This is a genomic window from Sphingomonas populi (assembly GCF_004208535.1).
Classification (GTDB): Bacteria; Pseudomonadota; Alphaproteobacteria; order Sphingomonadales; family Sphingomonadaceae; genus Sphingomonas; species Sphingomonas populi.
In genome coordinates, this window is the sequence record NZ_SGIS01000057.1 from 1 (window position 1) to 18,734 (window position 18,734).

Genomic DNA, 18,734 nt, shown 5'->3' on the forward strand with positions numbered 1-18,734 from the left:
GCAGAAAAGTCGAAGTCGGTGCGAAGTGCGATAGGCATGGCAAACTCCAGTCCGTTTGCCATCTTGAATCAAAGCTTACCGCCGCTGGCAAGCCCTTGCGAGTCACGATCATCGAGACTTGGTATTAGTCTGCCGTGAAACCAAAATATCTGACTTGGCTCGGCGGAATAAGTGCACTCGTGCTCATTGCCACGCTTTCGACCTTTTCCGAGGCAAGCGATGCAAAACCGGGCGGCGACACATTCTCGACGCTGGTCGGCCCGGCTGGGGAAATATCCTATCCGAAGGATTTCCCCGTTGGCTTTGTATTTATCGGCACATGGGCGGTCGCCGGCGGCGACGGAGTTTCAGATTTGCACTCGGTCTACACCCGACCACAGGACCTCGCGGCCTTCCGGCAATCCGGAAAATGGCCCGACGGTGCCGTGCTCGTAAAGGAAGTCTCTGCAACGCTCGGCGCGCCACACACGACGGGGAAAGCGTTCTGGGCCAGCGACACCACGACCTGGTTTCTCATGATCAAAGATACGCAAGGGCGCTTCAAATCAAACCCGTTATGGGGTGATGGCTGGGGCTGGGCTCAATTCGATCCCAAAAACACATCTCGCCAGATCGCAACCGATTACAAGTCGGATTGTCAGCAATGCCATCTGCCGGTTCGCGCCAACGACTGGACCTATACATATGCCTACCCCGCGCTTGGCGCGCTTGGCCAAAAGGCAATTCCGGTTGGCGCGATGCCAGCACTACAATCAGAGGACGGACGCCGCGTTGAGCATGCGCCTGTCATGAATGTTGCCGGTGGCATCGCGGCGGTCACGCCTGCGATGACGCAAGTACGAGCAGCGCAGGGCAAGATTGCTTTTGAAGCAACATGCAGCAGTTGCCATTCGGTCGTCGTTGGCGAAAATGGCGTCGGTCCATCTCTCTATGGCGTAATCGGCCGAAAGGCCGGATCACTTGAGGGCTACGGTTTTTCTCCGGCCATGTCCGCTTCGACCGTGCAATGGTCGCGAAGCACTCTGGAAAGGCACCTCGCGGATCCGAAGAACTTCATTCCAGGCAATCGGATGGGGAGATTCTTCGCAGGTGTGGAAGAGCCTGCGAAGCGAGACGATATCATCAGCTATCTTGAGAGCCTGAAATAGCCTGACATGGGATCTCCTTTGCTGTTCACAGCAAAGGAGACGCGAAACTATGCCGACCGGGCAGTCGAATTTTAACGAAAATTCCTGGGCTTGCCGAACGTGCTCGGCATAGTCTCGTCCTCGGCATTAATCCCGGACCTTCGCCTTGGGTCGGGGATCATTCCAGGCCAGCCCACCGAGGGCATCAAGATCAAGCCGCGCGATTTTCGCTAAGCTCGAACGGCTGAGACTGGGGCAAAGTCGTCGTTGTTTTGCTACAGGTTAAGCGGCAGCGCTTCTCAGAAGCTGCCGCTCACCGCTGCTCGAGCGGCTTTGACATCATGCCAAAGCGCTACCAATCAAAGTCGTTCCTTTCAGAACAGATTGGGAGGGTGCGTGCTGCGCGTCAATCGATTGCCATCGCCGGCGTGCCGAACCCTGACTTCCCTAGTAGGCAGATGTCGGGCGGCACGCTCAAACAGTGCGAATAGTCCCGCCATCGATCACGAGTTCGGCGCCATGGATCGCGGCGGCACGGTCGCAGGCGAGGTATGCTATGAGGTCGGCCACCTCTTCGGATTCGGCTCCGCGCCCGATTGATATCCCGCCCAGGGCATCGAGCACGGACTGGCGCGCGTCTTCGATCGTGCCACCGTTGGCAGTCCGAAGCATTTCGAGAAAGTCTCCGGTGGCCTCCGTCATGATCCAGCCAGGCGAGACGACGTTAACCCGCACACCCTTGGGACCGAGTTCCTTGGAGATGGATTTGCTGTAGGTCCTCAGCGCGGCCTTGGCGGCGGCATACCCGGTAGTGGATTCGGGCAGCGGCAGGACGGACTGGATCGAAGTAACGTGGATTACGGTGCCCTTGCCCCGCTCAAGCATTTGCGGGATCAACAGGCGGTCGAGCCGGACCGTAGCGAGCAGATTGAGGTTCAGCTCGGCGAGCCAGTGGTCGTCGGTCAGTGCGGCGAAGCCACCCGCCGGCGAAGCCGAACCCCCTATAACATGGGCGAGGATGTCGATGCCGCCCAGTTTCTCGATCGCCGCCCTGACCAGTGCTTCACCGCCCTCCGCAGTCGTGAGGTCCGCCTGGACATATTCAACGCCCACGATGGGATCCTTGATCGTGCGGGCCACCGTGAGAACACGGGCTCCGCCGGCGACGAAACGCTCGACCGTAGCGCGGCCTAGACCCTTGGTTCCACCGCTGACGAGCACGCGCTTGCCGGCGAATTCGGTGGGATCAGTTTTGATGGTCATACCGCAGTTTCCAGCGTTTTGATGGCGCCATGCACCAGCGTGAAGCGATAGGTGAAGCGGAGCGGACTGCCTGGGAAGTCGCCATAAGCGGGACCTTCGACGACGACATCGCCGTCTTCTTCCCGAACAGTATCGGGCGTGAAGATCGCCTTCACCGGGATCACTTCCTCTTCGAACAGCTGGCGTATCGCCGCCTGTCCCTCGAAGTGCTTGCCGTTGTCGATGAAAACGGCGTGGCTCAGGAAGGGCTTCAACATGCCGTCGATATCGAGGCGGGCGTTTGCGTCGATATATTCGGCAATCGGCTTTGGTAGGTCCATTGACATATTCATCTCCTCGACGGTGACGAGGTCTATTTAGCGGTGGACTTTCCACCTGATAATCGAGACAAATCGGCATAGGGTGTCACGGAAATCGGGATAATGACGCGCCATTCGCTAATCGAGCTTGAGGCGGTTCTCGCCATCGTTCGGTGCGGCTCGTTTCGAGCTGCGGCGCTCGACCTGGGCATGTCGAGCACGGCCATCAGCAACGCGGTGGGCAAGCTCGAGCGGGAGCTTGCCGTCCGGTTGTTTAATCGCACCACCCGCAGCGTCTCGCTCACCCATGCCGGGCGGATCTTCGTCGCACAGATCAAATCAGCGCTCGAGGACATCCAAAAAGCGATGAACACCGCGCGCTCCCAGCAGGAGACGCCGTCCGGCACCTTGCGGATCAATGCCTTCGCGACTGCGGCGCGAGAGATCATGGCGCCCTTGGTACTGACCTATTTACAGCGCTACCCCCAAGTCCATATCGATCTCGTCACGGAGGGGCGGCTTGTTGATGTCGTGGCAGCGGGCTTCGATCTGGGAGTGCGCAGCGCAGATTTGGTGCCAAGCGACGCGATCGCCATACCGCTGGGCCAAGTAAGACGCATGGCGGTTGCCGCATCCCCGGCTTTTTTCGAAAGTCGGGCTATCCCCCAAGTGCCGCAGGAGCTGCTCACTTATCCCTGCGTTCGCGTGCGGCTTCCCAATGGGGCATTGTTTCGATGGCGGTTCGAAAACGGCGGCGAAGAGCTGCAGCTCGACGTCGAGGGCCCGATCACCCTCGACGAAGCCTCCCTGACCCGGATTACGGTGATGAACGACGTAGCGATCGGCTATTTCATGGAAGCCGATATACGCGCCGACATTGCGGCGGGACGGCTCGTGCGCATTCTCGAAGACTGGACGCCGCCCCTCGTGCCGCTGTGCCTCTATTATTCCAATCGGCGTAATTCCTCCGCGGCCTTCCAAGCCTTTATTGCGCTCGCGCGCGACTTCGCCGCCGGGCGGCTCGCACAACCAAGCCGCGTTCAGATCATGCCTGAATAGGCGCGCACATCGAGCATTGGCGCGGTCCCGATAGCCTGCAGCTGCGCGATCAGCTCCAGTAGGAAGCGCGTTGCAGCCTTGTCGATTGAGGTCACTTCGAAATCGTCATCCCGGCGCGTAAACCAGCCGGCATTGGCGACGCAGCCAAGATCGATCACACCTTCCGCCATATCCTGCCGGAGATGGCCATTCAGCGTGTGGCCGAGCGGCGGTGTCCACCCTGCGCCGAGCGTCAGGATGCCTGCCAGGATATGGTGGAGGGGCTTGGGTCGCGAAGGCCCTTCGATCGTCTCTGCGGAGAGGCTGGTGCGATGTAGGCGGCGCACGGACGCCGCCTTCTCACGCGCGTAGCGGATATGATCGGCGGTCAGTTCCTGCTTGGCTTCGAACACAGCATAGACGCTCTCCGCCGGGACGACGTCAGTGCCTTTGAAGCTGAACACGAACGGCGAATATTGGCGGTCGTGAATGATGACGTCGATCTGCTGGCTGAAGGCGCCTTTGCTGTCGACGACGAAGCCTTTCCGGCTTTCGTAGCGGCGCGGCAGATAGTGGTTGAGCACGTCGTTCCAGACTTGCTCGCTCGCATCTCCCTTTTCCGTTGGGTGCCCGAGTTTTCGGGCGGTCGCGAGCTCGCGTTCGATCTTGTCGTGGAAATCGGCAAAGAGAACGGGGAGAGACCAGTCTGAAGTCATTGAAACACGGTCTCCCAGGAGCTGTTCAGCGCCGAACGCGCGGCCACTGCGAGGGCGGCTTTCGCGTCGGCCGTTAAGGCCGCCGATACGGCATTGTTTGTATTCGAGGGATCGATGAGCCTGCGTGTCGCGATCGACTGATCGATGGCGCGAAAGGCGGTGACCACGTTGTCCTGCACGGCGCCGACCCGCGCGCCCTTCAACGCGCCGATCACGAAGAGTTCGAGGTAGAAGGACGGCCAGTCCAGCCCGAAGCGATTACGCCAGATTTTAATCAAGCGGATCTCGTTGATCCGGCCCGACCCGGAGACGACGCGAACATGTTCGTTGATGTTCGTCTGGAGCCAACTGCTGGTCTTGTTGCTCCAAAGGCTATGATAGTTTCCGTACTGATCCTGCCGGCGCCCCGGAGTCACGTCGACCTTCCAACCGCCAACTGCGATACCGATCGAGACATTTTGACGCCGCGCCGCATAGCCCGCTTGCGACAAGGCGTTGAACAAGGTGTCGTAGATCGACTGAAGCGTGTCGCTGAGCGTCGACGTCAGGGAAATGAAAATGTCGATGTCAGTGCCGCCATGCACCGCCGTGCCTTTGGCAAAGGAACCGCTCGGGCGAATATCCACGATATACTGGGTGCCCCAGCGGCGGAGTACCGGGTCGATCGTGGCTTGGACGCCGCGCACAGGCGAATAGATGCCCGTGTCCATAATGTGCCGCGCCAGCACCATCCGAATATGTTCATCAATCCCCACCATCGCCGCAGAGTATAAGACTGAAATTCGCTTGTCGCGTCGATAACCATCCGACGTTGCGAGTGACGTCGCCTAGTGGAGAGCGTCCTATCGGCCGCCTCTGCCAAGAGCAGACGTTGAAAATCTCCATCAGCCGAGCCGAGCCTGTAAGTCGCTTAGCAGCCAGGCCCCCGCTCGGCCGGGAGCGCGATTCCGCATGTGAGCGGCATAGATCATCAGCGGACCGGTCGCGATCGCCGGATCGTCTTCAATCGTCAAAGCAACCAAGCGACCATCGGCCAGATGTGGCGCGATGAGATGCTCAGGCATCCGGCACCACCCCAAGCCCGCCAACAAGAAATCCAGTCGCCGTGCAAGGTCCACAAAGCGCCAAGCTCTGGTGCCAATGACGCCGTAGTTGGGTCCATCGGGTGCGGACGGGTCGGACAAGACGAGCTGGATATGGTCGTCCAGCTCCCCGGCGGTCACCGGCCGCTTCAGCTCGGCGAGGGGATGGAAAGGCGACACCACGGGCACGAGGTCGATCCCCAGCAACGGCAGCGCCGCGATGTCATCGGGCACGCTTGGCAAAAGGATGCAGAACGCCAGCGCCGCGTCACCGCTTCGCAGCCGGCGCTCGGCTCCGCCTAGTCCTTCGGTAGAAAAACTGACCGGGAGGAATGGGAACTCGGCGCGCAGCGCATGCAAGCTGTCGATGAAGGCAGCCGTTGGCACCAGCGGATCGATCGCAACTGCCAGCTCGGCCTCGATCCCCTCGCGCGTGCTGGCGGCCATGGCTTCGAACCGGGCGGCGCTCGCAAGGACCGAGCGCGCTTGCGCTACCAGCACCCGGCCCACGTCGGTCAGAACCGGCCGGAAGCCCGATCGGTCAAACAGCGTCACCCCCTGCGTGTCTTCCAGGGTCGCGACTGCCTGGCTGATGGCGGATTGCGCGCGCCCAAGCCTGCGCCCTGCGGCGGAGAAGCTGCCCGTCTCAGCGATGGTCGTGAGGACGCGGAGCTGGTCCAGCGTAAAGTTGCCGATCATCGATCACTCCAGCCGATAAAGATCATCACATCTTTATCACTCCCGCGATGGTCGTCCAGCAGCCATATGGGCCGCATGCAACCAACATTCTTCATCAATCACGGCGGCGGACCCTGCTTCTTCCTGGAGCCGGGGCCGATGCGCGATACCTGGCGCGAGCTGGAAACCTATCTGCGGGGCTTTATAGCAACGCTGCCAGAGCAGCCGCGCGCTATCCTCGCCATATCCGGGCACTGGGAAGAGGACGTGCCAACCGTCAACGCCGGCGCGCATCCGTCGCTTCTGTTCGACTATGGCGGGTTCCCCGAACACACATACCGCCTGACCTGGCCTGCGCCGGGGGCCCCCGCGATCGCGGCGCGGGTACGCGAGCTATTGTCGGATGCCGGCATCGCAAACGGCGTGGAGAACGCGCGGGGCTGGGATCACGGCATCTTCGTCCCGCTCAAGGTCATGGTGCCAGACGCCGACATTCCGCTGGTGCAGCTTTCGCTCCAGCGTGGTCTTGATCCGGCCGCCCGCCTTGCGATCGGGCGGGCGCTGAAGCCCCTACGCGACGAGGGCGTGCTAATCCTCGGCAGCGGCCAGACATACCACAACATGCGCGGCTTCTTCAGCGGCGGCGCGGTAGACGAACAGGCGGAGGCATTCGATCGCTGGCTGCGCACCGCCATGATCGAGGGTGCGACGCGCGACGAAGCTCTGATCCGCTGGGAAGACGCGCCGCATGCCCGCGTCGCGCAGCCCCATGAGGACCACCTGCTGCCCCTGATGGTCGCGGCAGGCGCGGCGTCGGAGGAGACCGGCGTCATTCACTTCCACGGCCATGCACTCGGCAAGCCGATCTCCGGATTCCGGTTCGGCTGATCCATTCTCAAAAAGGAATAATCATGACCAAGCTTCTCGTTGTTGAAACCAGCCCCCGCGGCGACCAGTCGATCTCGCGCAACATGACACGTCGCTTCGTTGCCGAATGGCAAATGGCACACCCGGACGGTGAGGTCGTCGAACGCGACCTGATGGAAACCGACCTCAAGTTTATCGACGCGCCGTGGCTCCAGGCCTATTTTACGCCGCCCGAGCAACACTCACCCGAGATGAAGGCCGAGCTGGCCCTTTCGGACGAACTCGTTGGCGAATTGCTCGCCTGCGACCACCTCGTGATCGCGACCCCGGTCTATAACTACAACGTCCCTGCCAAGCTCAAGGCCTGGATCGACAGCATCGTGCGCAAGGGGCTGACGCTCGGCTTCGACGGCAAGGGCCTCGTGACCGGCAAGACCGCCACGGTGTTGGTGGCAAGCGGCGGCGTCTACACTGGAGGTTCGCCGATCCGCGACCGCGATATCGCCACGCAGTACCTCCGCTTGCTCCTCAGCGTGATCGGCATCACCGACGTGACCGTCGTGGCCGGTGGCGGTGCGAAGGCCGTCGATATGCGCGAGACGACGATGGAGGCGTTTATCGAAACCCTTCAGCCCGAACTCGAGGCGGCCGCCGCCTGAGCGCACAATGGGCTGCATGTCTACATGCAGCCCATTGGCTAAAACCATGACTGCCGAGCTGACACGGAACGAACATGAAGAGAACGTTGTGTCGTGCTCGCGGGCGTACGGTGACGCTGCCAGCTGGCATGGAGGAGCCTAGAGCAGGGCAGTCTCTGCGGCCAAAGGCGGATAGACCTGCGCCACGGAAAGGCTTCCCTTCGGCAAGGCGCGCAGCACCTCGCCAGCCGGCACAGAGGTGGCTCGGAGAAACTGCGCTGCGCAGCCGGATGAGTGGATTGTCGGCCTGAAGGCAGCCAGAATGGCTGCGTACAGGAGGCACGATGAGCAAGCGACCGCGCCGGAATCATAGTCCGGCATTCAAGGCGAAGGTGGCGTTGGCCGCGGTGAAAGGCGAGAAGACGCTTGCCGAGTTGGCACTGCAGTTCGACGTGCACCCAAACCCGATCAACCAGTGGCGGGCTAAGCTGCTGGAGAGCGCGGCTGACGTGTTCGGCGCGGAGCAGGCTCCGGCCGAGCCCGCGGTCGATGTGACAGTGTTGCATGCGAAGATTGGCGAGCTGACGCTGGCAAACGATTTTTTGTCCGGTGCGCTCGGAAAAGCCGGACTGTTGCCGAACGCAAAGCGATGATCGACCGTTCTCACGATCTGCCGGTCTCACGGCAGGCGCGGCAGCTCGGTATCAGTCGCGGCAGCATCTATTATCTGCCTCGTCCGGTATCGTCCGCCGATCTCGCGATGATGCGCCGGATCGACGAACTGCACATGACCTACCCGTTTGCCGGCAGCAGAATGCTTCGGGATTTGCTCGGCGGCGAAGGCGTGAAGGTCGGGCGGCTGCACGTCGCCACGCTGATGAAGAAGATGGGCATCGCGGCGATCTACCGCCGGCGCAACACCTCGAAACCGGCGCAGGGACACCGGATTTACCCGTATTTGCTCCGCAAGCTGGCGGTCACGCAGCCGAACCAGGTCTGGGCGACCGACATCACCTACGTCCCAATGACGCGCGGCTTCTACGCTATGCAACTGGAAAACGCTCTTTGACGTGTCGATGCCGATGCGGATAATATTTGTCACGGGCTGCTCCTTCATGTGAGTGTTTCAACGACCTCATCCTGGCACATCACGATGCCGTTGGGAGCCGTCCAACCCAACACTGCCCCAAGTGCCAAGGCCTTGATCTCGGCTGCCGATCCAGCCGGCGAAGCGCTCCAGCAGCCAGCCAGCGCCCACGACCGTGTTGAAGCGCAAGCCGCGATGATCGTCCCGGCAAACGGCATCACTTACCCCGGCATAGCTGCGTCGCCCGCGTCGAGACCTATTGCAAACGCGCCGGCACGCCGGAGCCGGTCATCGTCCGATACTTCCTGCTATCGACCCTGCTGTCCCCAGAACGGATGCTCGAGGTCGCCAGAACGCACTGGGGCTCTGTTGCAAAAACCTCGCGGAGCCGATCGCGGCCGTTGCCCCGCCTGGTTTCAGGCGGTGTAGACGTTGAACTGCCTTTCGATCAGACGCACTTCTCCCATGATGCCGCCGCTATATCGGAAGATGGCCGCCTGGCCTTTGCGAAGGGCGTGCATGACCTCAAAGCCCTTGATCGTCGCATAGGCCGTTTTCAAAGTCTTGAATCCGCGCACTGGCTTGATCAGCTGTTTCAGCTTGCCGTGATCAGATTCGACAATGCTGTTGAGATATTTGACCTGCCGGTGCAACGCCTCCTCCGGCAACTTACCTTCCTTTTTGAGGTCCGCGATCGCCGGACCATAGGTGGGCGCTGTATCGGTATTGATCTTCAAAGGCTTCTCCCAATCCTTCAAACCGTTGAGGGCCTTGCCCAGGAAGCGCTTGGCGGCTTTCATGTTCCGCGTCGCCGACAGGTAAAAGTCGATGGTGTCGCCGTTCTTGTCGACGGCCCGATAGAGGTAGGCCCATTTGCCTTTGACCTTGACGTACGTCTCATCGACGCGCCAGCTGCGTGAAAGCCCCGGCCGCTTCCAGTACCAGCGCAGACGCTTCTCCATCTCGGGCGCATAGTGCTGAACCCAGCGGTACAACGTCGTGTGATCGACACTAACGCCCCGCTCATCCAGCATTTCCTCAAGGTTCCGGTAGCTGATGCCGTATTTGCAATACCAACGAATGCCCCAGAGAATGATCTCACCCCGAAAATGACGCCATTTGAAATCGTTCACGCCCGCTCCGCCTCCAGCTCAAAGCCGGTAGATCGGCATCACGCCAATTTTTGCAACAGAGCCAATCAGAACACATCCGTTGCGATGACCTCTTTCAACGAAACGTCCAAACCGACATACGCGCTCATGGCAACCTCCCTTATAGGCAGGATCATGTTTACTTCCCCAACCAGCGCTTCATCTTAGCGCCGAACTTTGGTGGCACCGATATCGCCCGTCAAAGTCGTAAAAGGGTTCAGTACGATCCGCGATTACTCCATGTTCTATGTACCGCCCCTAATAGCGGCCAACATCTCTAGCGACCTGCACCGGACCTGCGTACCATTCCCGTATTCCGTCGGTATAGGGAGTGGTGGTGGTCTCGCCGTCGGCACCCGGGACGAGATGGGTCAGGACGACTGCCTTGACGTTTGCGGCGGCGGCCAGCCTGCCGACATCGGCCGGGGTCAGGTGATTCAGCCGGAAATGCTCGGCGATCGCCTCACGCTTGGTAGCAGGGACGTTGTTGCGGACCAGTTGCGCCATTGCCCCCTTTATATCCATCACTTCGCTGACGAGCAGATCGGCATTCTTGGCCAATGCCTCGACCGCCCGGGAAGGGCCGGTGTCACCGGTATAGACGATAACCCGATCGACTGTTTCGATACGAAAGGCATAGGAGCGTGCGCAGCGCGCTTCGGCACTGTTCGCCGGAAAGTGGTAATGCGCGTTACCGATCGCCAGCACACGGATATTCTCATCCTGGTAGATGACCGTTGGACTGACAAGGTCGGCGGCCAGATCCTGAGGTTTCACGGACGTACTTATGGACGGACGGGCCGGCCCGCCGATTTGTACGGGAGCGAGCTCCGTTGCGCGGAAAGACGCTGCCAGGCCATTGACAAGCGACATGGTTCCAGGTGGCCCCACGATCGGCACGGGCGTGCCGCTGTTGTCGAAAAGCCAGCGGTTCACGATCAATGGCGCAAGCCCACCGATATGATCGATATGCTGATGCGACAGAAATATGGCGCGGATCGATGCGAGTGGCAAATGCGCGCCGGCCAGTTGTCGTTGCACGCCATCCCCCACGTCGAACAGATAGACAGCCTTTCCGACGACTACGGCATTCGCTGGCTGCGATCTTTCGGTCCGCAGTTCGGGTCCTCCAGCTGTTCCAAGCGTGACGAATGTGGTCAACTGTGCCGGGGCTGTAGCGGCGGCTGGTGGCGTGGAAAGGGCCAGAGCGATAAGCGCCGCAGTTGCGACAATCGCACGACGAACTGACATTACTGCGTCCTGTGAATTCGAACTGGAAGGTGCGATTCTCGGTGCCGCTTTCCGAGCGGAAGACGCCCGGCGTCCGCACCAGGTGCTTGCTGGTAACTGCGAAGCCGACCTCTTCGAACCCTTCAGGAATTTGCGGAATTTCGCCGGGAAATAGGTGTAAAGCTGCAGATCGACGATCATGCATTTTCTCCCCAATAGGGATTGGCGACGACGCGGCCCACCGCCGTACCGAAGCCGATGCGGGCAAAGCCCTCAGCCTCGCAATAGCCCGTGAAGATGATGTCGTCGCCATCTTCCAGGAAAAGCCGCTGTTCGCCAGATGGGAGTGTGATTTCGTTGCGACCGCCACCCGTCATTTCGAGCAGACTGCCATGCCCGTCCGAATTGGGCGACGAGATCGTGCCGGTGCCCAACAGGTCGCCGGCACGCAGATCACACCCGTTCGAACTGTGGTGCGCGATCATCTGCGCGGGGGTCCAGTAGAGATCCCGCGTGCTTGCCTGGGTCAGCCGGCACGGCGCTAGACCGGAGGCCCGCATCGCCGCCGTTGAGATGAAGACATCGAGATGAACGTCTAGCGCACCAGACGCCTGGTCGCTGGGATCCAGCAGATAAGGCAGCGGCTGCGGATCGCCTTCCGCGCGGGACGCCTGCTCGCGGCGGAACGGCGCCAGCGCCTCGGCGGTCACGATGAAGGGTGAGACCGTAGTCAGGAAATTCTTGCCGAGGAATGGTCCCAGCGGCTGCGTCTCCCACGCCTGGATGTCCCGCGCAGACCAATCGTTGAGCAGGCTGATCCCAGCAAGGTGATCGCCGGCCTCACTGATCGGAATGGGCTGTCCCAATCGGTTACCGCCCCGCGCCCACATGCCCAGTTCCAGTTCGAAGTCGACACGTCGGCTGGGGCCGAAAGTCGGCTCTGTGCTGCCATGCGCCGCGCGCTGGCCATGCGGATGGATGACGTCTTCGCCCGAAACCCGGATCGAAGAGCTGCGGCCGTGGTAGGCGATCGGCACATGCTTGTAATTGGGGAGCAAAGGATTGTCGGGACGGAAGAACCGTCCGGCGTTAGTTGCGTGACAGATGCCCGCGAAGAAGTCGCTATAATCGCCCACGCTCGCAGGCATGTGGAAGCGGGCAGTGGCGGTCGGCACCAGCAGCGCATCGGTCCGGGCGGCCGCTTCGGATCCGGCGGCGAGAAGTCCCGAGATGATCGTGCGGAACTGCCGACGCCTATCGGCGGAAAGACCGATGAACGGGTTGAGCTCCAACCCCGCTGCATGGCCGATCAGTTCCGCGTCGCTGGACGACAGAAGCCCCGACGCCAGCAGAGCAGCAAGATCGAGTAGCCGATCGCCAATTACCACCCCGCCGCGCGGCGCCCCTTCGCCTATCGAAAAGATGCATAACGGCAGGTTCTGAATCGGGAATTCGGGATGGCCATCGGCGCTTGGAACCCAACTACGCAGTTCAGGCAAATGGGTCTGGTCGATCCGCAGGGACATGCTCTTCACTCCATTCAATGCTGATCGCCCCGCTGGGGGATCGTCGTATTCATCAATTTCACATCTTTAAGCTGATCCGCGAGCGCGCCGTCGAAGAAGCCGTCGATCAACACAAAGGCGATGCGCGCCACCTTGCCCGAACGGTTCTCCCAGGCATGATCCGTGCCGCGCTGGATCACGATGTCACCGGGGCGCAGCGTGACTTCTGCGGCATCATCGAGGATCATCGTGATCTCGCCCTCGATCATGATGCCATAATCGATGGTTTCGGTGCGGTGCATGCTGGGGTGCCGACCGTCGTCCCGCGGCACGATATTATCGAGATGTCCGGGGTGGATGTCGAGGATACGGATGACGGTGCCGCCCTTGTCGGGTGGAATGCGCAGCGGCAGTCGATCGTTGGGCTCCGCGGGTTCTACCGGAAAGATCGGCGCGGGCACCTGCGAGGTGCTCCATATTTCAACAAACTCAACTGGAGGAGCCGTGCGGTGGTGCTTCTGCGGTGGCTCGCCTACGTCGAGATAGACGGACTTTCCGGAGGCGTCGTGTCCTGTGACGATGCGGCGAATAGGGTTCATCGTGCGTCCTCATTCAAGGATGGAAAATGGGTGAGCATCAAACGAGGGGTGGCGAGAGAGCGATCTGATCGGCACAATGGGCGCATCCATCGACGCGGTGATTGCGCAGACCGTTGCTGTCAAAATTCAGGAGGCGCAGAGCATTTCCGCCGAGAATCGCTTCACGCTCGCTGTCGCTGATCGATGGAATGGCCGCCACCAGCGACTCGACGTCGTAATGGCCCATATCGAAAGGGTAGTCGGTTCCGATGACCAAGCGGTCGACCCCCACCACCGCAGCGAGCGCAGCAACAGCTTCAGGTTTGTACAGCAGGATATCGAAGTGAATCTGCCGCAGGTAGTCACTGAGCGGACGCGCCATGGCGTGCGAATCCGGTCTGTTGGCCCAGGCGTGATCTGAACGTGCAGCATAGGTCGGCAAGTAGCCGCCGCCATGGGCTGCTAGCAGCTTCAGCCCCGGCCTGCGGTCCAGCACACCCGAAAAGATCAGCTTCGACAGGGCGATCGTGGTTTCGAGCGGCTGGCCGATGATGTTGGACAGATAGAAGCGATCAAGCCGCGAACCGAGGCTTGTACCTAGGGGGTGGATGAAAACGACCGCCGCCAGCTCCTCGGCGCGTTGCCAGAACGCCTCGAATTCGGGATCGTCCAGGTCACGTCCGTCGATCAGGGTCGAGATCTCCACGCCACGCAATCCGAGATGGCGCACGGCATGATCGAGCTGTTCGACGGCCAGCGCGGGATGCTGCAAGGCAACGCCTCCCAACCCTAGCAAACGCTTGGGATGATCGGCGACGAGTCTGGCGATATGTGTATTTTGTAGACGGACGATCTCGGCAGCCAGGTCGAAATCGGCCCAATAATAATATTGGCCAGGTGAAGGGCTGAGCACTTGCACATCGACGCCCATGCCATCCATCTCGGAGAGCCTTCGTCCAATGTCGGACATGCGGGCCGTGCAGTCTGGCAGAAGATGCGCGGCGTTGTGCCGGCTGCTTTCCGGGCCCTGCTCGGCAAGGCTTCGCGTGATCGCCGCCGCCTTTTCAGGCCGACCCGCCACCAGCGCTTCCACCTCGGGTGTGTGGACATGGCAATGCAGGTCGATAACAGGCTGGCAAGCCGGCGGGGAACCGCCAACATTATTCGAGCCTAAGGGGTGTTCGGGCTGTGCCATCAGAAGGGCATAGCCAATGCGGCCTGCGCCTTGGTCATCAACTCGTTGATGCGCGACGATTCTCCTGCCATCTCGGCTTCGCCGATCTCGATCGAACCCTCGACGACCAGGCGGCATCGATCGAAACGGCGTGCCATGAAAGCATCGAACAGAACAGGTATCGAATCCGCGCGCTCCAGTTCCTCGGCCAACACCACGCCGTCCTCGACGCCAGCGCCCGCCCCCGACGCCAGATGCGGCGAGGTGGCGTGAACAGAATCACCCATCATAAGAATGCGGCCAGAATGCCATGGCGCGGGCAGAAGCAGGGCCTCGAGCGGGCGATATACGATGCTCGATTCCGGTCCGATGCTGTCGCGCAAATTGCCGACCTCGCCGCCGAAATCAGCGATCAACGAGCGCAGCCTTGTCGGCTGATCCTCCGGCGCGATCCAGGGGTTGTCAGGCACATGCTCAAGCACCCAGACATACATTTCCGCGTCTGAGACGGGCACGGTGCCGACCGTCACATGGCCGCCGACATAAAAGGCACTGCGCGGGATGGTGTCTGGCCGGGGATGGAGGAGGCGCCAGCAGCCTTGACCCGTGAACGTCGGCTTCGGCGCATCGGGGAAGAGCACACCGCGCATCCGCGAATTGAGCCCTTCCGCAACGACCGCGAAATCATATTGCTCCGAGCTTCCGTCAGAGAAGGTGAAATTCACTCCTTCATCGTCGTGGAAGAAATCCCGATAGGTCAAGCCTAGAGCCACCTCGATACCCAGATCGCGGACGCGAGCCTGAAGGATCCGATGCAGCACCGGCCGCAGTATGCCGCCCGCATTTGGCAGGCTGCAGTCGGGCATCTGCATCCCCTCCCGCTCGAACAGCTTGCGGCCAGATGCGTGATAGATGTCATTGCCAAAGGCGAAATAGCCCTGCGCAAGCACCTCCTCCACGATCCCCAGGTGGGAGAGCGCGCGCAGCGTTGAGCCGAGAACCGTAAGACCAGCGCCCAGCGCCTTCCAGTCGGAATCCTCTTCAATCAAATCGACCGCATGGCCATTTTGGGCAAGCGCGATTGCGGCGGCCATACCGGTTATGCCGCCGCCCACGACGAGAATTCTTTGCTGACTGACCACGCGCATCTCCACATATCGACCTTGAGTCCGCATATATTCTTTAATAAGGGAATTATGCAAGCGGATTTTGTTTCCCTTCTCATGGCAAGGGTCTCGACCCTTGACGTTGACGATAATTCTCTTATTGAGGAATTCTCATGAGCTTCTTGCGCAGAAGGAGAGTCTGCCGTGCCTGCCTATGTTTCCCACGTCCGCTATGTCGCCCTGGCGGTTCCGGACCTTCTGACTGAAGCAGAATTTTTCGAAACCACATGGGGTCTCACCCGCGAGGCCGAGCATGAGGGCTGCCTCTATTTTGCAGCAAGGGGTTCCGCAGAGCCATTCATCTTGAGGCTGCGCCAAACGGCGGAGCGGAGGACTGATCTCTTTGCCCTTGCCGCCCTGTCTGCGGCTCATGTCGACCAACTGCACGACTCCCTCACGTCGGAAGGTGTCGAGATTGTTTCCACGCCAGCGGCGCTTGAGCAGCCGGGCGGCGGTTACGGCTTCCGCTTCTTCGACTTTGAGGGTCGGCTCGTGGAGGTTTCCGCAGATGTAGCGCAGCGCCGCAGTTCGCCGCCCGAGCCGCGATCCGGACTCCCGCTGGGGTTGTCCCACGTAGTCTTCCACGCACCGGACGTTTCGGCGACTGTCGCCTGGTATGAAGAACATCTGGGCCTGAAGGTCAGCGACTGGCTCGACCAGTTCATGTGTTTCATGCGCGGTCATGGACCTAAGCATCATTGCATGGCGTTCGTCGCGGGCGCGCCGACGTTGAACCACGTAGCGTTCGAACTTGCCAACATGGACGAGATGATGCGGGGCATGGGCCGCATGATGAAGGCGCGGATGCCGCCGAAATGGGGCCCGGGGCGCCATACCGCCGGCGACAACAGCTTTGCCTATTTCAATTCGCCAGCCGGCTTCATGATCGAATATACGGCCGAGGTCGAATCCTTGCCCGAGGACTGGACGCCCCGCTCGTTCCCGCGCGCTGCCGATGTCATGGATCAATGGGGCACGGGACGGCTGGCAGGCCCTGCCGACTATCCGCCGCTAAAGCCCGACCCTGCACTCTGGGTGGCATGCGAAGTCTAATCGAGGAAGGACCACCATGAAACTTGCAATGTTCGCGGATTCCGACAATGACAGCTTGCGTCCCGCCATCATCACGGATGCAGGCGTGGTTGATATCACAGCGCTCGTTCCGGACGCTCCTACACCGCAGCTCGTCATGCAAGAGATCATCGACCAGTTCGAAACGCTGAGCCCGACCCTCAACGATCACATAATACACGCCGCCGCCAAGCCGCTCGATCAGGTCCGCTTGGGGCCGCCGCTTCCTCGTCCGGGCAAAATCCTCAACTGCATCGGCAATTATTGGGAACATCGCGACCGTGATGCCGCGCCGCTCAACATGTTCCTCAAGAATCCTGACGCAGTGATCGGGCCCGGCGATGTGATCCGGCTTCCCGACTTCACCGAGCCAACCTCGTTCATGCACGAGGCCGAGCTAGCGTTGGTGTTCCGAGGACCTTCGAAGAACGTGCCCGCCGAGTGTTGGCGCGATGCGATCTTCGGCTACACTGCCGCTATCGACGTCACGGCTCGGGGCGAGGGCCGGTTTACCTGGAAAAAGATGAGCTGGCTCGGTAAGTCGTTCGACACCTTTGCGCCGCTCGGCCCCTGTATCGTCACCGCCGACGAGATCGCCGATCCTAACGACCTTCACGTTCGCCTTTGGAACAACGGTGATCTGCGGCACAACTATTCGACGTCCGACATGGAGCATCCCGTTTCAGCGATCGTTGCGTTCATCACGCGATTGATGACGATGAACAGTGGCGATGTCGTTTCGTGTGGGACCAACCACGAAGGGCTGGGCTATCTGCAGGATGGCGAGCGCGTGGTAGTCGATATTTCAGGGATCGGCAGCATGGAGTTGACCGTAGAGGATCCCTTGAAACGTGTATGGGAGCGCGGCGTGTACATGGGCGAGAATTCGACTAATCATGAGGCAATCCGCCGCAATAATCCCGAACTGGAGAATAGTCTGCGGCGCTGCTAACAGGGCTTGCCCAAGCAATATAGAAGGTTGACGATATAGCATGGCGAAACGCAGCGGCGCGGACAACGAACTCGATCAAGCAGAGCCACGCCGCAAGCGGGGCCGCCCACCAAAGGTCGGATCTGCGCCTAAGCCAGCCAGGGCGCCCGGCCGTCCTGGCGCCGACGACAACACGGTTGGGCCGGAATCTCTAGTCCAAATGGCGCTTGACCTACTTAAAGAAGTTCCGCCAGGAGAGATTACCCGGGCGTCGCTAGCGCGGCGCGCCAATGTCGATCCCGGCTTGATCCGATACTATTTCAAAAATCGTGACAGCCTGATGCGCACCGCCGCGCGCTCGTTGACGGAGCGGCTTCAAGTCGTCGCTGGCGCCGCCACGAACCGCGCGGAAATGCAGCCGGAACAGCAATTGTCGGCCAGAATTCGCACGCTTCTTGAGTTCAAGCTGACCAATCCCTTCTATCACCGGCTCATGATGGAGGACGTGGCACGCTCTTCAGACGAAGCTTCCCGAAAAGTCTACAGGGAAATCGCGACGGCAGCCGTCGCGCGTTATCGCGACTATCTATCGCGCGGGGAACAGGCCGGGACGCTGCGCCCAGTCGACCCGGTGTTCCTGTACATGGCCATCATTGGGATGTGCGACTATTTCGTGATCGCCGAACCAGTCATGGCATTCTTGATGGAAGATGGTGGATCCACGGCTGATCACGCTGCTGCCTATGCCGATTTTATGTGTGATCTGATGCTCAACGGATTGTCACCGCGTAACGACATAGAGCCGATCAGCGGCGTTGCAGAAACTCGATGATGTTGCGGTAACCATCGTGGGTGAAGAGCTCTTTGCCTGCTTTGGGCGGCGACCGCGGGATGATATCGGCGTTTGGCTTTCGAGTTGACGCTCCTACGCGATTATGTCGGCAATGACGAACGCCACTTGCTTGAGACCTTGCCATTGCAGATCCGGATCCTGGCCCTTGGCTACCTAGTGCACTGACCCAATCAGGTGATTCACAATCGGTTAGTTTCGTGCGAGTCTGGCGGGATGTCCCAGATCGTATGTGTGATCGTAAACTCTGAAGATGCGGCGCGGTTGGCGTCGGTGGTCGCCG

The 18,734-nt window shown here is 60.6% G+C and carries 18 protein-coding genes and 1 pseudogene; 8 read left to right on the plus strand and 11 right to left on the minus strand.

Annotated elements, in window-relative coordinates; all coding sequences use genetic code 11:
• Positions 1–134 precede the first annotated feature (134 nt).
• Positions 135–1,148: a cytochrome P460 family protein gene (locus EWE75_RS21835; RefSeq protein WP_130160205.1), complete on the plus strand. Its 1,014-nt coding sequence runs from the start codon at positions 135–137 to the stop codon at positions 1,146–1,148.
• Between the two features lie 453 nt (positions 1,149–1,601).
• On the opposite strand, the gene EWE75_RS21840 is transcribed toward EWE75_RS21835, so the two are convergent.
• Positions 1,602–2,390, minus strand: coding sequence for an SDR family oxidoreductase (locus tag EWE75_RS21840; RefSeq protein ID WP_130160206.1), 789 nt, complete (start codon positions 2,388–2,390; stop codon positions 1,602–1,604).
• Complete coding sequence (locus EWE75_RS21845; protein WP_130160207.1) at positions 2,387–2,716, minus strand: nuclear transport factor 2 family protein; 330 nt, start codon at positions 2,714–2,716, stop codon at positions 2,387–2,389. The genes EWE75_RS21840 and EWE75_RS21845 overlap by 4 nt, the downstream gene beginning before the upstream one ends.
• Before the next feature lie 96 nt (positions 2,717–2,812).
• Here EWE75_RS21845 and EWE75_RS21850 point away from each other — a divergent pair, with 96 nt between their 5' ends.
• The gene (locus EWE75_RS21850) at positions 2,813–3,748 is read left to right on the plus strand and encodes a LysR substrate-binding domain-containing protein (protein ID WP_130160208.1); all 936 of its coding nucleotides are present in this window, start codon (positions 2,813–2,815) and stop codon (positions 3,746–3,748) included.
• Here EWE75_RS21850 and EWE75_RS21855 read toward each other — a convergent pair.
• The 3 genes from EWE75_RS21855 to EWE75_RS21865 all read right to left on the minus strand — a co-directional run bounded on the left by EWE75_RS21855 (position 3,730) and on the right by EWE75_RS21865 (position 6,224).
• Positions 3,730–4,443 (minus strand): DUF6602 domain-containing protein, encoded by a 714-nt coding sequence (locus EWE75_RS21855; RefSeq protein ID WP_130160209.1) that lies wholly within the window; start codon positions 4,441–4,443, stop codon positions 3,730–3,732. The two genes, EWE75_RS21850 and EWE75_RS21855, sit on opposite strands and share 19 nt — an antisense overlap.
• A complete protein-coding gene (locus EWE75_RS21860; RefSeq protein ID WP_130160210.1) occupies positions 4,440–5,201 on the minus strand; it encodes a nucleotidyltransferase family protein in 762 nt (253 codons plus the stop codon). Before EWE75_RS21860 ends, EWE75_RS21855 begins: the two co-directional genes overlap by 4 nt.
• A gap of 126 nt (positions 5,202–5,327) precedes the next feature.
• Positions 5,328–6,224 (minus strand): LysR family transcriptional regulator, encoded by an 897-nt coding sequence (locus EWE75_RS21865; protein WP_130160211.1) that lies wholly within the window; start codon positions 6,222–6,224, stop codon positions 5,328–5,330.
• A 75-nt stretch (positions 6,225–6,299) separates the two neighbouring features.
• On the opposite strand from EWE75_RS21865, the gene EWE75_RS21870 reads away from it, so the two are divergent.
• From EWE75_RS21870 to EWE75_RS21885, 3 genes and pseudogenes are all read left to right on the plus strand, one after another.
• Complete coding sequence (locus EWE75_RS21870) at positions 6,300–7,091, plus strand: DODA-type extradiol aromatic ring-opening family dioxygenase (protein WP_130160212.1); 792 nt, start codon at positions 6,300–6,302, stop codon at positions 7,089–7,091.
• Between the two features lie 23 nt (positions 7,092–7,114).
• Positions 7,115–7,729 carry an FMN-dependent NADH-azoreductase gene (locus tag EWE75_RS21875; RefSeq protein WP_130160213.1) on the plus strand — a complete coding sequence of 205 codons (615 nt, stop codon included), beginning with the start codon at positions 7,115–7,117 and terminating at the stop codon, positions 7,727–7,729.
• 323 nt (positions 7,730–8,052) lie between these two features.
• Positions 8,053–8,747: pseudogene (locus EWE75_RS21885) on the plus strand (IS3 family transposase); the annotation flags it as partial.
• 464 nt (positions 8,748–9,211) lie between these two features.
• On the opposite strand, the gene EWE75_RS21890 reads toward EWE75_RS21885, so the two are convergent.
• The 6 genes from EWE75_RS21890 to EWE75_RS21915 form a co-directional block, all read right to left on the minus strand.
• On the minus strand, positions 9,212–9,928 hold the full coding sequence (locus EWE75_RS21890; protein ID WP_130160214.1) for an IS6 family transposase: 717 nt from the start codon (positions 9,926–9,928) through the stop codon (positions 9,212–9,214).
• Positions 9,929–10,204: 276 nt separating this feature from the next.
• Complete coding sequence (locus EWE75_RS21895; RefSeq protein ID WP_130160215.1) at positions 10,205–11,377, minus strand: MBL fold metallo-hydrolase; 1,173 nt, start codon at positions 11,375–11,377, stop codon at positions 10,205–10,207.
• Positions 11,374–12,702, minus strand: coding sequence for a fumarylacetoacetase (gene fahA, locus EWE75_RS21900; RefSeq protein WP_130160216.1), 1,329 nt, complete (start codon positions 12,700–12,702; stop codon positions 11,374–11,376). Before fahA ends, EWE75_RS21895 begins: the two co-directional genes overlap by 4 nt.
• 14 nt (positions 12,703–12,716) lie before the next feature.
• Positions 12,717–13,280, minus strand: a complete 564-nt coding sequence (locus tag EWE75_RS21905) for a cupin domain-containing protein (protein WP_130160217.1) — start codon at positions 13,278–13,280, stop codon at positions 12,717–12,719.
• Between the two features lie 37 nt (positions 13,281–13,317).
• Entirely contained in the window at positions 13,318–14,454 is a 1,137-nt protein-coding gene (locus EWE75_RS21910; RefSeq protein ID WP_130160218.1) for an amidohydrolase family protein, read from the minus strand.
• Positions 14,454–15,575, minus strand: a complete 1,122-nt coding sequence (locus tag EWE75_RS21915; RefSeq protein WP_231708505.1) for an FAD-dependent oxidoreductase — start codon at positions 15,573–15,575, stop codon at positions 14,454–14,456. Before EWE75_RS21915 ends, EWE75_RS21910 begins: the two co-directional genes overlap by 1 nt.
• A 168-nt stretch (positions 15,576–15,743) precedes the next feature.
• Between EWE75_RS21915 and EWE75_RS21920 the strand changes: the two genes are divergently transcribed.
• Genes EWE75_RS21920 through EWE75_RS21930 form a run of 3 tightly spaced genes read left to right on the plus strand, consistent with a single transcriptional unit; the run spans position 15,744 to position 18,433 of the window.
• Positions 15,744–16,652, plus strand: coding sequence for a VOC family protein (locus EWE75_RS21920; protein WP_130160219.1), 909 nt, complete (start codon positions 15,744–15,746; stop codon positions 16,650–16,652).
• A 16-nt stretch (positions 16,653–16,668) separates the two neighbouring features.
• On the plus strand, positions 16,669–17,622 hold the full coding sequence (locus EWE75_RS21925) for a fumarylacetoacetate hydrolase family protein (protein WP_130160220.1): 954 nt from the start codon (positions 16,669–16,671) through the stop codon (positions 17,620–17,622).
• A 40-nt stretch (positions 17,623–17,662) separates the two neighbouring features.
• On the plus strand, positions 17,663–18,433 hold the full coding sequence (locus tag EWE75_RS21930) for a TetR/AcrR family transcriptional regulator (RefSeq protein WP_130160221.1): 771 nt from the start codon (positions 17,663–17,665) through the stop codon (positions 18,431–18,433).
• Positions 18,434–18,734 lie beyond the last annotated feature (301 nt).